The sequence below is a fragment of the Nostoc sp. C96 genome (genome assembly GCF_059384975.1).
On record NZ_CM182020.1, the window covers coordinates 2488110 to 2502914 of the forward strand.

Annotated in this window: 15 protein-coding genes, 1 pseudogene and 3 CRISPR repeat arrays; of the genes and pseudogenes, 13 read left to right on the forward strand and 3 right to left on the reverse strand. The window is 38.5% G+C overall.

Translation table 11 applies throughout. The features are described 5' to 3' along the window. Window positions 1–107: 107 nt before the first annotated feature. Together AC504W_RS10770 and AC504W_RS10775 are read right to left on the reverse strand one after the other, a co-directional pair. Window positions 108–1225, reverse strand: a protein-coding gene (locus AC504W_RS10770) for an IS630 family transposase (protein WP_494873173.1) whose coding sequence is annotated in 2 segments (ribosomal slippage) — window positions 108–805 and window positions 805–1225 — 1119 coding nt in all. Because the reading frame shifts where the segments join, the coding sequence is not laid out codon by codon here. Window positions 1226–1318: 93 nt separating this feature from the next. Further along, window positions 1319–2005: direct repeats of the CRISPR family, unit length 35 nt; unit sequence GTTTCCATCCCCGTGAGGGGTAATTAATTGAAAAC. A gap of 554 nt (window positions 2006–2559) precedes the next feature. Further along, window positions 2560–3303, reverse strand: coding sequence for a DUF4384 domain-containing protein (locus AC504W_RS10775; protein WP_494877720.1), 744 nt, complete (start codon window positions 3301–3303; stop codon window positions 2560–2562). Window positions 3304–3453: 150 nt separating this feature from the next. Here AC504W_RS10775 and AC504W_RS10780 point away from each other — a divergent pair, with 150 nt between their 5' ends. From AC504W_RS10780 to AC504W_RS10840, 13 genes and pseudogenes are all read left to right on the forward strand, one after another. Then, window positions 3454–3597, forward strand: coding sequence for a hypothetical protein (locus tag AC504W_RS10780; protein WP_494877721.1), 144 nt, complete (start codon window positions 3454–3456; stop codon window positions 3595–3597). Beyond that, entirely contained in the window at window positions 3597–3875 is a 279-nt protein-coding gene (locus tag AC504W_RS10785) for a hypothetical protein (protein WP_494877722.1), read from the forward strand. The genes AC504W_RS10780 and AC504W_RS10785 overlap by 1 nt, the downstream gene beginning before the upstream one ends. A gap of 287 nt (window positions 3876–4162) precedes the next feature. Then, complete coding sequence (gene cas1, locus AC504W_RS10790; protein WP_494877723.1) at window positions 4163–6181, forward strand: CRISPR-associated endonuclease Cas1; 2019 nt, start codon at window positions 4163–4165, stop codon at window positions 6179–6181. A gap of 328 nt (window positions 6182–6509) precedes the next feature. After that, a CRISPR array of direct repeats spans window positions 6510–7633; the repeat unit is 35 nt; unit sequence GTTTTAAATCACTTACCCCTCACGGGGATGGAAAC. A gap of 22 nt (window positions 7634–7655) precedes the next feature. Then, window positions 7656–7817, forward strand: coding sequence for a hypothetical protein (locus AC504W_RS10795; RefSeq protein ID WP_494877724.1), 162 nt, complete (start codon window positions 7656–7658; stop codon window positions 7815–7817). A gap of 86 nt (window positions 7818–7903) precedes the next feature. Next, window positions 7904–8941 carry a CRISPR-associated endonuclease Cas1 gene (gene cas1, locus AC504W_RS10800; RefSeq protein WP_494877725.1) on the forward strand — a complete coding sequence of 346 codons (1038 nt, stop codon included), beginning with the start codon at window positions 7904–7906 and terminating at the stop codon, window positions 8939–8941. A gap of 2 nt (window positions 8942–8943) precedes the next feature. Continuing rightward, window positions 8944–9222, forward strand: coding sequence for a CRISPR-associated endonuclease Cas2 (gene cas2 / locus AC504W_RS10805; protein ID WP_494877726.1), 279 nt, complete (start codon window positions 8944–8946; stop codon window positions 9220–9222). Window positions 9223–9350: 128 nt separating this feature from the next. Further along, on the forward strand, window positions 9351–9620 hold the full coding sequence (locus tag AC504W_RS10810; RefSeq protein WP_494877727.1) for a hypothetical protein: 270 nt from the start codon (window positions 9351–9353) through the stop codon (window positions 9618–9620). Window positions 9621–9745: 125 nt separating this feature from the next. Continuing rightward, the gene (locus tag AC504W_RS10815) at window positions 9746–10045 is read left to right on the forward strand and encodes a hypothetical protein (RefSeq protein ID WP_494877728.1); all 300 of its coding nucleotides are present in this window, start codon (window positions 9746–9748) and stop codon (window positions 10043–10045) included. 128 nt (window positions 10046–10173) lie between these two features. Further along, the gene (locus tag AC504W_RS10820; RefSeq protein WP_494877729.1) at window positions 10174–10404 is read left to right on the forward strand and encodes a hypothetical protein; all 231 of its coding nucleotides are present in this window, start codon (window positions 10174–10176) and stop codon (window positions 10402–10404) included. Window positions 10405–10559: 155 nt separating this feature from the next. After that, window positions 10560–11674, forward strand: a pseudogene (gene cas6, locus AC504W_RS10825) (CRISPR-associated endoribonuclease Cas6). Between the two features lie 295 nt (window positions 11675–11969). Next, window positions 11970–12299: a CRISPR direct-repeat array (repeat unit 35 nt; unit sequence GTTTTCAATTAATTACCCCTCACGGGGATGGAAAC). Window positions 12300–12416: 117 nt separating this feature from the next. After that, window positions 12417–12833: a XisH family protein gene (locus tag AC504W_RS10830; protein WP_494877731.1), complete on the forward strand. Its 417-nt coding sequence runs from the start codon at window positions 12417–12419 to the stop codon at window positions 12831–12833. Beyond that, window positions 12821–13159 carry a XisI protein gene (locus AC504W_RS10835; RefSeq protein ID WP_494877732.1) on the forward strand — a complete coding sequence of 113 codons (339 nt, stop codon included), beginning with the start codon at window positions 12821–12823 and terminating at the stop codon, window positions 13157–13159. Before AC504W_RS10830 ends, AC504W_RS10835 begins: the two co-directional genes overlap by 13 nt. A gap of 114 nt (window positions 13160–13273) precedes the next feature. After that, a complete protein-coding gene (locus tag AC504W_RS10840) occupies window positions 13274–14089 on the forward strand; it encodes a hypothetical protein (protein ID WP_494877733.1) in 816 nt (271 codons plus the stop codon). Between the two features lie 43 nt (window positions 14090–14132). On the opposite strand, the gene AC504W_RS10845 is transcribed toward AC504W_RS10840, so the two are convergent. Continuing rightward, complete coding sequence (locus tag AC504W_RS10845) at window positions 14133–14786, reverse strand: hypothetical protein (protein WP_494877734.1); 654 nt, start codon at window positions 14784–14786, stop codon at window positions 14133–14135. Window positions 14787–14805 lie beyond the last annotated feature (19 nt).

Consider the following 14805-nt stretch of genomic DNA (forward strand, 5'->3'; position numbering starts at 1 on the left):
TGGATATTTTTTATCAATTATTTATTTTATCTAAAATTTCTTATCGCCGTGAGGGGTAATTAATGGAAAACTGGAGTTCCATCTAATCTAGTAGTGTACCAAGAAAATTATGACAGGTTTAAAGTAGGATAAAATCGTTGAAATTTAACTCTGGCATCTGAAGCAACAAAACGCCAATCAATTTTTACTTTTCGGTGATTACGCTCTTGTTCCCAAGCTTTGATTTCTTGGCGTAAAGTCTCAATATCTCTAAGGCGACGGTCTAGACATTGACGTGAGAGAACAGAGATTTCAATTTCTACTTGATTAAGCCAACTACCATGCTTGGGAGTGTAATGAAACTCTAAACGCTCAAGAATCCTTCTAGCTTCACCTGGAGGAAAAGTTTCATATAAAGCAGCAGGAGTATGAGTATTTAAGTTATCTAAAACAACTCGAATTTTATCTGCTCTTGGGAAGTGAGTATCTACCAAATCTCTCATTTGGTGGGCGAAATCTTTTTTGGTTCTTGATGAAGTGACTTCTACGTGTCGCCAACCATAATGCGGAGCATAAAATACGAATAAGTTACAAGTTCCTTCACGAGAGTATTGATAATCTATGCGTGGTGGTTGGTCTGGTTGACAAGGTAATGGTTCTACAATATCAGCCAATAATTGGTAGGGTCTTTCATCAAAACAAACAATCGGATTAAACGGCGTAAAATACTCAGCATATAAGTATAGTAAGTTTTCCATTCTATATATATATTCAGCATTTATTTCGCCAATACACCATTCCTGTTTCAGCCAAGGTTTTATCTTGTTTTTTTAAGTGTTGTACGTACTGTTTCGTCCGAAATGCTGTCAATTATTTCCAAGCTAACCAGCTTGTCAGCTAATAGTTGCATTGTCCAACTCTCACGTCCAGATGGTGGATCACTACAGGCTGTTGCAATCAAAAAAACTTCAGCTTCTGGAGTTAATTTTTTCTCTCTCCCCTTACGAGGCCGTTCGCTTAAGGCTAACTCGATTCCTTCTTCTACATATCTTTGACGTGTACGGTGAACTGTTGATTCTCCTACCATTAGCATTGAAGCTATCGCCTCGTCTTGATAACCTTGATCTGCCAACAGTATAATCTGCGATCGTTTTAAAACACGAGCTGAATTTTTTCCTTTCTTGGTTAAATCAACCAACTGTTGATGTTCTTCTTGAGTCAGGTTAACAGTATATTTAACTGGCATAGTGTCTTAAGTGTTTTTAGACTATGTTCTCACTTAGAACACTACCTGTCAAAATTACTCTGGTGGAATACTAGTCCCAATGGAAATAAGGGAGTTTCCATCCCCGTGAGGGGTAATTAATTGAAAACAACTTGGGATGGGTAATTTACCACAAATTAAAACACAGTAGTTTCCATCCCCGTGAGGGGTAATTAATTGAAAACCTAAAAGCATTCCAAAAGTCGATTGACGACTTGAAAGTTTCCATCCCCGTGAGGGGTAATTAATTGAAAACAGAGCGGTAACTCAATCGACGTTGATCCAACAACAAGTTTCCATCCCCGTGAGGGGTAATTAATTGAAAACGAGGTTTCTCGGCAGATGAAGGATTTTGAAAAGTGTTTCCATCCCCGTGAGGGGTAATTAATTGAAAACAAATTCTAAAAGATAATCTTTCCCAAAAAGATACTTTTAGTTTCCATCCCCGTGAGGGGTAATTAATTGAAAACTCGGCGATTAAGTACTCTCGCTTTTCTCTATTTTCTCATTGTTTCCATCCCCGTGAGGGGTAATTAATTGAAAACTGATGATCCAAGAACTTATTTGGTCAATTCAACATTCGTTTCCATCCCCGTGAGGGGTAATTAATTGAAAACAGGGCGGCGAATTAGGCGGCGTTCCAGACCGCTAATCGGTTTCCATCCCCGTGAGGGGTAATTAATTGAAAACCTCTTTTGTTCTGGGCAAATGCACGCTGTGCCAATTTGTTTCCATCCCCGTGAGGGGTAATTAATTGAAAACCCTACCCTTTTAGAAGCCTTAGCCAGAGAGGGTTAGAGATAGGCATTTCTGAGGGGGGTCTAATTTACCTGTCAATAAGTATAGATTATTGAGAACAGTAGACTATCAGACTGTCCTCAAAAGCTTACACAGTAAGCTACCTGAGGGGGTCAACGAAATAATCAGTGTTTCAGCGATCGCCTGACCCCCTCAGGTAAACTTATGTAAAGAAAGTCAAAATCAATACTTTAAGTTCCAGTTGGAAACTTTAGATTAAGTTTTCAAGGTTCTGTGCTTTTAAAGGGCAGTATAACAAAATACCTTAAATTTTGAAAGCTGAAAACATTAACTTTACGCGATGTGCAACTTATGTTTGAAACCCCTCTCCAAACCTCTCCCCGACGCGGAGAGAGGCTTTGAGTCTTGCTCCCCTTCCCTCGTAGGGAAGGAAGAGGCTATTAGGCAGCTACTAGAGCTTCCTTACGAGCAACTTTGAGTCTTGCTCCCCTTCCCTCGTAGGGAAGGGGTTGGGGGTTAGGTTTAAGAGAAAATTGCACACGGCGTTAACTTTTTTATCAAGCAGTAATCACATAATCTGTATGCCAAAGTTGATATTCTCCGTGTTTGGTCATATATTCTAGTAACTCTGTCAAATGGCTGGCTTCTAGTTCTAAAACCTCATCATTATCTTGGCTTAACCAGTCTAATGCAGGTACTTGGTGAGTAATGATGGCAATAATTTCCTCCTTACCTGGGTTTCCTTCGACTGGGAAAGCTGTCATAGGTGAACCCTCTTGAGGCAAACTTGTTTTACCAGTATGTAGGTGTGGTTGTTGAGCAAAACATGAGGGACAAAAACACCACATTTGCCCAGATGTATCTTTTTGTAATAGTAATAAATAACCGGGAGTTGACAAATCTATTTCAACTTGAATGTAACTACCGACTTGCACTGATTTTTCATACCGACTGGGAATTTTCTTCCCCCAACCAAGTGTTTCTTCTTTAACTAAAACTAACCCCATTTGTTCAGTTGGGGAACCTAATGATTGAAGTTGTTGCCATAATTTATCGAGGGGTGATAGTTCTTCTGTTTCTTCATTACTAAACACGGCGATTTCTTTCCAGTTTAAACCCAGAAACACACATATTTCTTGAAAGTTTGTGCGATATATCGGTTTAGTGTTGAAGAAATTACTAACAGTTGAATAAGCTAATTCTACTTCTATAGCAAAATCTGTTTGAGTTAAATTTCTAGTTTTTAGGGCTTTTCTTGCTAGTTTAATGCCTTCAGGTGATGCTACCAAAGTTCGAGACATAACAAGTAAAAAGTAAAAAAGTAAAAGGTAAAAGGTAAAATTTGACTGCTATTTCAAGATAATTTGTGTTTGTAAAAATTGGGAAATTAGTCATAAAAATTTTGGAATTAATGGTTGACAGGTATAATTTTATACCTTAATATAAAAGTCATGATAAAGGCGATCGCTTCCTTCCTTAAAGAACAAAGCAACCGCCTTTATCTAAACCCCACAAAAGGTAAAAGCGATCGTCTGATTCCGGCAAGAAAGAGAGCGATCGCTTTTATACCCCTCACAAAAGGAGCATACAGATAATGATGGCACAATTACTTGAATTCGCCCAATCCCAATTAGTCCAGTTCTTAAGACAAAACTTTCACCTCCCCACTCCCAAGCAAATTACCCAACAACCATTTCCCCACCGAGAACCGATTAAACATTTACTCATTGGTTCTCCTAAAGCCGTCACTAGTACAATTCACTACTTGCAAGTCATCGGCTACGCAAGTGTGGGAGATTGGAGTCCACTGCAACCAACGGGTAATTCAGATGAGGTGATGAGTATCTTAAGCCGTCAAATTTTGATGCAGTAATTTAGATGTAGAGACGTTGCATTGCAACGTCTTTTAAACAAATGTAATCATAATTTTTTGAATTGCCATAAGTTATATACGAACTCATATACAAGAGTCAACAACCCATACACGAACTCATATATAGCACTGCAACAATTAAATTCAAGGTACTAAAAGAAGTTTTACACCTTGTAAGCACCTAGCTAGATCCCCGACTTCTTCAAGAAGTCGGGGATCTAACTCCAGCTTCAAAACATCTTTTTTTACCTTTTTACTTTTAACTTTTAACTTTTAACTTATTCATCATGTTCACTCAAGAACATCTGCATTTTGCATGGCTACAAGTTCGTGCGGGGAGTAAAACTGCGGGTATTGATGGAATTTCTGTTGAATTATTCGAGTCGATGGCTACTGAACAATTACAGAATATCGTCTATCAACTCAACAATGAAACTTATACTGCAAGTCCCGCCAAAGGGTTTTATGTACCTAAAAAAAATGGCGATAAGCGGTTAGTTGGTATCTCTACTGTGCGAGATAGAATTATTCAGCGTTTGTTACTGGATGAGTTGTATTTCTCGTTAGAAGATACATTTCTCAATTGCAGCTATGCTTATCGTCCGGGACACAATATTCTGCAAGCAGTACAACATTTATACAGGTACTATCAGCATCAACCAAAATGGATAGTTAAAGCTGATATTGCTGATTTTTTTGACAATATTGCTTGGGCGTTGTTATTAACTTTTTTGGAGGAGTTATCACTAGAACCAATTATCTTACAGTTACTAGAACAACAGTTGCAATCAGGAATGATCATTGCTGGACAATATTGTAATTTTGGCAAGGGAGTTTTACAAGGTGGCATACTTTCTGGTGCTTTAGCTAATTTATATTTGACTAATTTTGATAAAAAATGTCTGAGTCAAGAGATTAACTTGGTGCGGTATGGTGATGATTTTGTGATTGCCTGTAATAGTTGGCAAGAAGCTAACCGTATCCTTGACAAAACTACGGCTTGGTTGGGGGAAGTTTATTTAACTCTCCAACCAGAAAAAACACAGATTTTCACACCTAATGATGAGTTTACTTTTTTAGGTTATCGCTTTGCTGGCGGTGAAGTTTATGCACCACCACCGCCTAAACCTGTACTCAAAGGCGAATGGGTAGTTAATGATTCGGGTACGCCTTATTTTCGCACTAAACCAAGACCAACAAAACCTGTTTCTCGTCCTCCTAAAGCTTGCAGTATTGACAAGCCAATTAATTTTCCTAGAGCATCTTTATCTCATTACTGGCAGGATAATATGACTACTTTATATATAACTGACCAAGGTGCGTATTTAAGTATCAAAAATCAGCAGTTTCAGGTATTTTATCAAGGTCAATTGCGAATTAAAATCCCGGTAATGCGGGTGAGTAATATTGTGCTGTTTGGTTGTTGTAATGTGTCGCATGGGGCGGTGAGTATGGCTTTGCGACGACGAATTCCGATTATGTATTTATCGCAAAAGGGTAGATATTTTGGGAGGTTACAAGTTTCAGATGATGCTAAGGTTGAATATTTGATGTTACAGGTTGAACGTTGCCAAAATCCTGAGTTTACACGAACTCTAGCAGAAGTAATTGTGACAGCTAAAATTCATAACTCTCGAATTTTATTGATGCGATTAAAACGCCGAAAATCTCCAGAATTTGACGACAATCTTGTTAAAGAAGCAATACAAAATTTAGATGTTTTGATGGATAAATTACCTTTTGCAGAAAGTATGGATGCTTTGCGAGGGTATGAAGGAAAAGCCGCGACAGTTTATTTTCAAGCATTGGGAAGTTTATTTTCTGGTGCTTTTAAATTTGAGAAGCGTACCAAACGGCCACCAACTGATCCGGTAAATAGCCTTTTAAGTTTAGGATATACGTTACTCAGCCATAATATTTTCTCGTTTATTCAAACTGTAGGATTGCACAGTCACTTTGGTAATCTTCATGTACCCCGCGATAATCACCCAGCTTTGGTTAGCGATTTAATGGAGGAATTTCGCGCTCAACTAGTTGATTCTTTAGTTGCTTATTTGATTAATTCTAATATTTTCACAGAAGAAGATTTTACCCTTCCTGATGAAAAAGGAGGCGTATATCTTCAACCCCATGCGTTGAAAAAGTTTCTTAAGCACTGGGAAGAAAAGCTGCAATCTGAGTTAACGCACCCAAATACAGGATATAAAGTTAGTTTTCGCAGGTGTTTAGAGTTACAAGTGCGGGAGTATGTAGCTTGTCTGATGGGAGAGGTAAAAATCTATCGACCAATGATTTGGAAACCTTAGTTAAAAAATGGCATCATGTTGATTAGTATGGTATGGTTTATACCAACACCAGCACCATGAAAATTTAATCAAGTAACATTCTTCACTTGTAACCTAATGGTTAGTTTCCTAAAGCCATTTTGTTAAGAAATGTAAACTGAGGGGGTCATGCAAAAGCTTAAAAGCTGATTCTTTCGTAGACCCCCTCAGGTGGCTTACTATATAAGGGTTTGAGTGGCTTTGAGAATGCTTTATTGTCAATAATTGTCGCCTGTTGACAATAAAAATAGACCCCCCTCAGTTTTATGGTTCTGTAAGCCTTATCTGGTAAGCCCTCTGTAAGAGTAGGGTTTTAAATCACTTACCCCTCACGGGGATGGAAACAAGATGCGATATACACCCAGATCTTGCTTCAATTCTGTTTTAAATCACTTACCCCTCACGGGGATGGAAACTGGTCAGCGGTTTTCGCAAAAATGTGATAGTGTTGGTTTTAAATCACTTACCCCTCACGGGGATGGAAACCCAAACCGAACGCCGGGAGCATTCTGCTGTGTTGGTTGTTTTAAATCACTTACCCCTCACGGGGATGGAAACCCTAGGATTCCCCATAGAAACAATTGCCATTTTTGTTTTAAATCACTTACCCCTCACGGGGATGGAAACATTTCTCCAAGTGAGGCGTTTTTGCCGCCTACAAGAGGGTTTTAAATCACTTACCCCTCACGGGGATGGAAACTTCTTTCTTCTTTCCTCTCTTCTCTTTTTTGCTTGTTTGTTTTAAATCACTTACCCCTCACGGGGATGGAAACATTATTTACATCAATCGTAAGTTCATACAGATAGTTTTTGTTTTAAATCACTTACCCCTCACGGGGATGGAAACTGGAGGGTAACGTTTTGTTGGATTTTATAGACTTGGTGTTTTAAATCACTTACCCCTCACGGGGATGGAAACGAAAGGCACCTCTAGCGCAGTGTTTAACATCCACCCTGTTTTAAATCACTTACCCCTCACGGGGATGGAAACCATAGGCGTCTCCGTAAACTATCTCTATTTCCTCATCTGTTTTAAATCACTTACCCCTCACGGGGATGGAAACCCTCATATTTCCCTGCATCCAAACTGGATGCGTACAGAAAGTTTTAAATCACTTACCCCTCACGGGGATGGAAACTTCTTCTTCATAGAAGAAGAAAACATTTTTAATGGGAATGGTTTTAAATCACTTACCCCTCACGGGGATGGAAACTGTTGCCAATTTTGCAGTACGCAGTTCAAATTCCAAACGGTTTTAAATCACTTACCCCTCACGGGGATGGAAACAGTATGCCATTGTTGGCGTACTGATCTTTAACCAAGAAGTTTTAAATCACTTACCCCTCACGGGGATGGAAACATTTCCCACCGCCGATGAAAAATTCTAGGATACCAATTGTTTTAAATCACTTACCCCTCACGGGGATGGAAAACCTAAAAGGACGCTGCGATCGCATGAGAGTAACTAGAGAATGTGCGATCGCATTATTAATAGTAATCAAATTGCGATCGCTTTTACAAGTCGGGGTAGTACCTCCGGCTTTTTTTTATGCCTTTTTAGCAACTCATATAACTCATATACCAAGTCATATAAAAATACTCCTGACGCAAATATGAACCCATATATCGACATGAAAAAATTGAAATATAGGTAAAGAAAGAAAACTTTCTCACCTACAACTAAACCTAGTTGGCTTCAATTTATGTCTACCATTTACCTCAAAGAACAAGACATATCATTTCAAATTCAACACCATTATTTAAAGGTGTTTCATCAACAAACTCAACGCATTTGTATTCCTATTCGCAATCTCAGTCAGTTTATCATCTTTGGTAATATCAATTTACCAAAAGAAGTCATTCAAATTGTTCGCTCACATCAGATTCCCGTTTTATATCTAACCACAACAGGTGAATATTTAGGCAGACTAGAAAACCCATCACAAACACAAGCCAAATATCTCAGCTACCAGCGTAGACGCGCACGCGATACTGAGTTTAATCATGCTACAGCAGAAAGTATTATTTGGGCAAAACTGCACAATCAACATACCTTTTTGCAAAGTTGGACTCGTCATCATGCTAATTACACAACCCAACGAGCCTTAAACTATTTAATGCTCTTGATGGATAATTTATCAGTAGCACCAGGAATCGAAGAACTACACGAATACAGTGAAGAAGCTGATAATATTTATTACTGTGCCTTGACTGCTTTACTCAGCTTCTACAATAGCTCTTCCTATATCAATAGTAAGCGTATTAGTGGACTCATAGATTTAGGCAACCAACTGCTACATCAATATATTTACACACTGCTGAAGACAGCAGGACTCGACCCCAATTATGCAATTTTACACCGCGATGAGCATCACGAATTGCCTTTAGCATGGGACTTCACCGCAGAATTTCGCGCACTGATTGTTGATGACTTGGTGCTAAATTTTGTCCGAAATATAGCTAATACTAATGGTAACGGTAACGGTAAAAACCATTCACACAAACTTCTACAAAAGTTTCTCCAACATTGGGAAGCAAAACTACGCACTTTTGTCTTACATCCATATATAGGGGAAGTGACTTTCCGCCAATGTTTGGACTTGCAGGTGCGTGAATATCTCGCCTGTCTTCTAGGGAACGTAGAATATTATCGTCCCCTCGCTTTTAAACATCATCCCGCGCATTCCAGCCTCACAAGCGTTACTGAAGTCCAAAAAACACGGTTAACCTTGGTGAAGTAGTTATGTTTTATCTAGTATGTTACGACATTGTGAGCGATCGCCGTCGCAACAAGGTAGCAAAACTATTAGAGTCTTATGGTTTGCGGGTGCAAAAGTCGGTTTTTGAGTGCGTGTTGGATGAAAATCAATATGAAACTTTATCCAAATACCTCTTCCGACTTGTCAATAAACGCGAAGACCAAGTGAGATTTTACCCTATGTCTGCACACAATCGTTGCAAAGTTGCAGTATTGGGAACGCAACCTGAGTTTATAGTAGACGACGCAGCATTTATCGTTTAACTGCAACACCTAACAAAGCTTTAACCACACAAATCATCACAAAATGAACGCTGAGAAAAAATCACGCGCTCCACCTGTGCAACAGTCTCTACGCTTTCGGTCAAGTTTGCACATTTGGAAACTTTTGAATGCACATTCAAGCTGTCAAATTCCGTTTGATTTTCGCTGCAAAAGCCCAAAAACAACTTGATTCATTATCTGTTAAAGACCGCAAGCAATACGATAAAGCTTTTGAATGTTTCGCTAATAACGGGCCTGCATATCGCAGTTTAAGAACCCATCGACATCGCTGTAAAGATGGTGAGATTTGGAGTTCTTCTGCATCAATGGCGAAACGTTTTTACTGGTGTTATATGGAGGAACAGAGCATTATTATCACGCATTTAGATTCGCATTGATGAAGTAATAAATGTAGGTTGGTTGATAAAAAACAATACAAATATTGTTGGGTTCCACTTCGCTTCACCCAACCTACTACTTCTTAGCTTTTGCCTGTTAACTTTTTACTTTTAACTTGTCCATCATGTCTAATCTTCGTCGAATTACCACACGGGAACAACATCTGATTTTTCTCTATAGCAATTGGAATTTCGGCATGACACCAACAGAATTTTATGCGAAATGGGCTGTCAGTTATGAACTAATTGCTTTAATATGCTCCCGTTCTGATTCAACCGTTCGAGGTTGGTTTAGAAATGGTTCTAATCAACGCTATCCTACGCAGAATGATTTACTTCGTCTGGCTTGGATGGATTTTTTTCTCGAACATTTTGAGGAGATTCCTGAACAAGTTTTGCATTGGTTACGTTTTAATCATTCATGATTCATAGCTTAAGTAATTTGTCAATAGCATCTTGCTCTGTCTTAACAAATACTCATTAGCTAGGTTGATAATAGTCAATTTTAAAGCTGAATTTCTGGGTATTTTACAGCATTTGTAAGGTGGTTATTATGACCTATCAAGAGCAACTGCATCCCTGGTGCATTATTCGGGTTTTATCTAATCAACAACTGTCAGATAATGCTGGCGATATTTCTAATATTGTTGCGCGATTTCGTCGCCGTGACGATGCAGTTGCTTACTTACAAGTGTTGCAACATTCAAGCAAAAATATCAAATATTTGATTATTTTTGATGTGCAAGGAGTGAGAAATTTACCCAAGAATAAAGCTTTAAGTTGATTGACTACCGAAACACCTGCGTTTTTGTAGCGTAGCATAACAATATTATTATTCATATCTAGCGATCGCCTAAACCGTTTGCTAGAGATTTTTTATTATCCCCTTGTGGGGATGAAAACAAGATAAAATACAAAGACTGTGACTCAAATAACACCATGCCTCGACGCTCTCAAAAAAAGGCAGATACCTCTCCATCTCAGCTTACATGGCCGCCAGACACAGAGTTAATCGGCTTGGAATTTGAGTTAGTCCCAGCAAAAGATTGTGACCTATTCCCGCAGTACACTATTGGACTCCACGCCTGGTTTTTGGAACAAGTGCGTTCCCAGATCCAGAACTTTCAGCATACCTCCATGATGGGGAGTCAGAAAAACCTTTTACCATCTCAGCTTTAAATGGAGAGATTACCAGTAGTGGCAGACAAATACAATTATCTGCAAACACTTCCTATCGTTGGTATGTCACAGCTTTATCTCGTCGAGTGCAACAATGGATGGTACAGTGGATAGGAAATTTGCCAGAGGTGCTTGATTTGAAAAATGCACCTTTGCAGATTCGTTCTGTGAGTATTGCTCATTCTCCTACAACTTATCAGCAACTTCTAGAATGTGAGCATAGTGACACTATTGCTTTAAAATTTCTCAGTCCGACAAGTTTTCGCCGCAAAGGTCATCACTTCCCCTTACCAGTACCAGTGAATATATTTCATAGCTATCTACGACGCTGGAATGATTTTTCGGGGATGGCTGTTGACCAAGATGCTTTTTTGGCTTGGGTAGAGGATTATGTATTGATTACCCGCTGTCAACTTACAACCGCAAAGGTACTGGCGGGAAAGAAAGGCGCAGTTACAGGATTTACTGGTGCAGTTGAGTTAACTTTGGCAAAGGAAGCCGCCAAGCAGCCAGAATTTAAGCAATTATTTTATGCTTTAGGCAAACTTGCACCTTATTGCGGTACTGGTCACAAAACTACTTTTGGTTTGGGACAAACCCGTTTGGGTTGGTCATCTCAAGTGGTTCAAGATATACCTGATGTGCAAACTGTCTTAGCCAAACGCATTGAAGATTTAACACAGATATTTAAAGCACGACGCAAACGCACAGGTGGAGAACGAGCAGATGAAATAGCTACGAAATGGGCTACAATCTTGGCAAGGCGGGAAATGGGAGAGTCGTTGCAGGTGGTAGCCGAAGATTTAGAAATGCCTTATGAAACTGTAAAAACTTATGTAAAATTGGCACGTCGCGCTTTAAAAACTGAGGAGTAGTTTGGTATACTCTGTTTCAAGAAAGCAGAACCTTGAAAACTGAATATTGCGTTTCCTGGTAAAAGTTCAAGTCTTAATTTTTACTTTTCACACGCAAATTTTTCGCGGGGGTAAGGCAATGCCTGAAACCCTTATTCTTTCGTTGGCCCCCGCGAATCACTTACTCAGTAAGGCTTTGAGGTGTCTGTGATGATGTCTAATTGTCAATAAAGTAAGCTTATTGACAGTAAAATCAGACCCCCCGCTAAAATGGCACTTTCAAACCCAGTCGCAGCAAGTGTTCCAAAAGGGTAGGGTTTTCAATTAATTACCCCTCACGGGGATGGAAACATGTAGACTCTGGCTTCAGGGTGAAGCCCAAAATCCTGTTTTCAATTAATTACCCCTCACGGGGATGGAAACAATAGCGGTTATTGAACCGGCTGTGAAGAAAAGAAACACGGTTTTCAATTAATTACCCCTCACGGGGATGGAAACTTTTGTGGGGCTTTTTTCCTGTCCGGGTGTGGAATAAAAAGTTTTCAATTAATTACCCCTCACGGGGATGGAAACTCTCAGATTTAATTATATTCTGATCTTGTGAGTTTGTTGTTTTCAATTAATTACCCCTCACGGGGATGTAACTATCATCAATTACTGGATTGGGCGATAATGCGATCGCACAACAAAACCACTGTTGAAACTGCATTTGATATAATAAACGCGCAGTGGTGTGATAAATACGAACAAAGTTTTTTGCTAGATGTCAGCTAGAGATTTATTTCATGAAGCGGTTAAAAAAGCACTCCAGAAAGAAAATTGGATAGTTACTGATGATCCCCTACAAATAGAATTTGAGGAGGTGACGCTGAAAATAGACTTGGGTGCAGAAAGGTTGATAGCAGCAGAAAGAGAAGGCGAAAAAATAGCCGTGGAAATTAAAAGTTTTGCGAGTAACTCTGCGGTTAGCGACTTTCACACCGCATTGGGACAATTCTTAAACTATCAAATTGCACTGGAAGAAAACGAACCAGAACGTCAGTTATATTTAGCAGTTCCAGTTGATGCTTATGAAACCTTTTTTCAGACTAAACTTGCTCAAATTGCTGTGCGGCGACATCAACTAAAACTAATAATATACGATCCAATTATGGAAGTGATTGTGAAATGGACAAACTAGAACAATATCGCCAATATATCCAAGATATTTTAGTAAAACACAGTAAGTATAAATCTCACTGTGAAGAAATTGAAAACCAATTAATATTTGATACAATACACGACCACTATCAATTGATGCGTATAGGCTGGAATGGCTTAAGTCGTGTGTATCACGCTGTTATTCATTTTGATATTAAAAATGATAAAATCTGGATTCAGCAGAATATGACAGATGTGGACTTAGCACAAGAACTATTAGAGATGGGAGTACAAAAAGACGAGATTGTGTTGGGTTTACAGCCACCATACAAACGGCCGTACACGGGGTACGGAGTAGTTGTTTAATGTAGTTAAAGTGTTTAGTTAAGTGCGATCGCTTTTAGTTATAGTTGCATTAGGAAGTGCGATCGCGATCGCCCATGATTAAATAGAAAAGTAATCGCCATCAATAAAATACCTATGGATTGGCTACCTACAATTGATTTATCTCACCTGTGGGATTTGGTGATTGCCCAAACTCCAACTCCTACACCCACACCTTCACCAGTATTAACCCCAGCGAAAAACCTCAATGATATTGAACTACTCAAAAGCCAGCTAGAATTTCTTAAGGCTACGAATGGTCAATTAGGTGAAAGTTTTAACAGATTTGTTGCAGCAATGCAATTTACCTTAGTAGTATTTGCATTTTTAGGTGGATTTTTAGCTTTCGCTGTGGGTAAAAATTTAGATGATGCGAAAAAATTAGCCAGTCAATTAATTAACCGAGAAGTAGAAAATAAAATTGCAGATTTAGTTCAGACTGAAGTTGAAAGTGTCAAGCGTTCTTTGCAGCGCGAAAGAGTAATCGGTTCAACAGTTGTCGATTATTATTTACCAAGTGATGAGACAACAGAACCCGATGATTGTAAGCTGTTGCGAAGTAGGGGCTTTGCTAAAGTCAGGTTTTGGAATCAAAAGCGGAAGCCTAAGAAGCCAGTAGGAGATATTTTAGTTTTAGATTTAATAAACTCTAAGCTATTGGAAGGGCAGGACTTTGTTGGATTATCAGATAAAGAAGCTGAAAATAAGCGAGAAGAAAAAGTAAAAAATCAGATTGACTTAGCATTAGATTGGTTGGAGAAAAATACTGTTTTAGTAATTTATGTTAAAGGAAGGTTTAGAGAAATAGATAGTTTAGCAGCGCGAGTTGATTACTATTATATTCCTGTAAATGCACCGATAAGTTTGCTGGGAATTGTTGCAGATTCCGCTTATGTTGCTTATAGAGGATAATTTGTATCTATCTGAAGTAGCGAGCTAGTTTTTCTTGTTTGATTCATTTAGTTCTAAGATATTTAACTTTTTTTGGCACTCCGTTCTCTATTTCAGTAATTGTAACTATAACAGTTTGTCCGACCTTAAGTGATTGATAATGCTTATCCTCTTTGACTGTTTTAGAGAATATTCGCAACAGTTGATATGTAACTTTTTTCCCATTAATGTTTGTTATATCAGCTTCTATTTCATCACCAAGTTGTAAATTTTGAGATTTAGCAGCTATTTTGATTTCCAGTTGACGATTTGATGTTGATAACTTTTCAAAATCCTCTAATGGAGTAACTTTGTAGTAATTAAATAAGCGAAAAGTCCAACCCAAAATTTCTAATATATCTTTGGGATTTGCTTCTATATTTTTAATATAATCATTACAAGCTTTATTAATACTGCGACAATAATCAGGAGTTCTATCAGTTTGTTTAACGCTTTGACTACTATCAGCAAGTGTTTTTAAATATTTAAAAAAATTATCACTATTGTCTGATGTATTTTGACTAATAGCCGCACGTAGGTAGGCAATTATTTTACCTAATTGGGAGCGAATACCATCTTTGCTTGCTTCAATGCGTTGTTGTTCTTGAACTAGCATTTTAGCAATATTATGAGCAGTATTCCACATTTGGTCTTCTGACAAAGATTGTTTAGGTTGCACTGTTGATTATCCTTTAAAT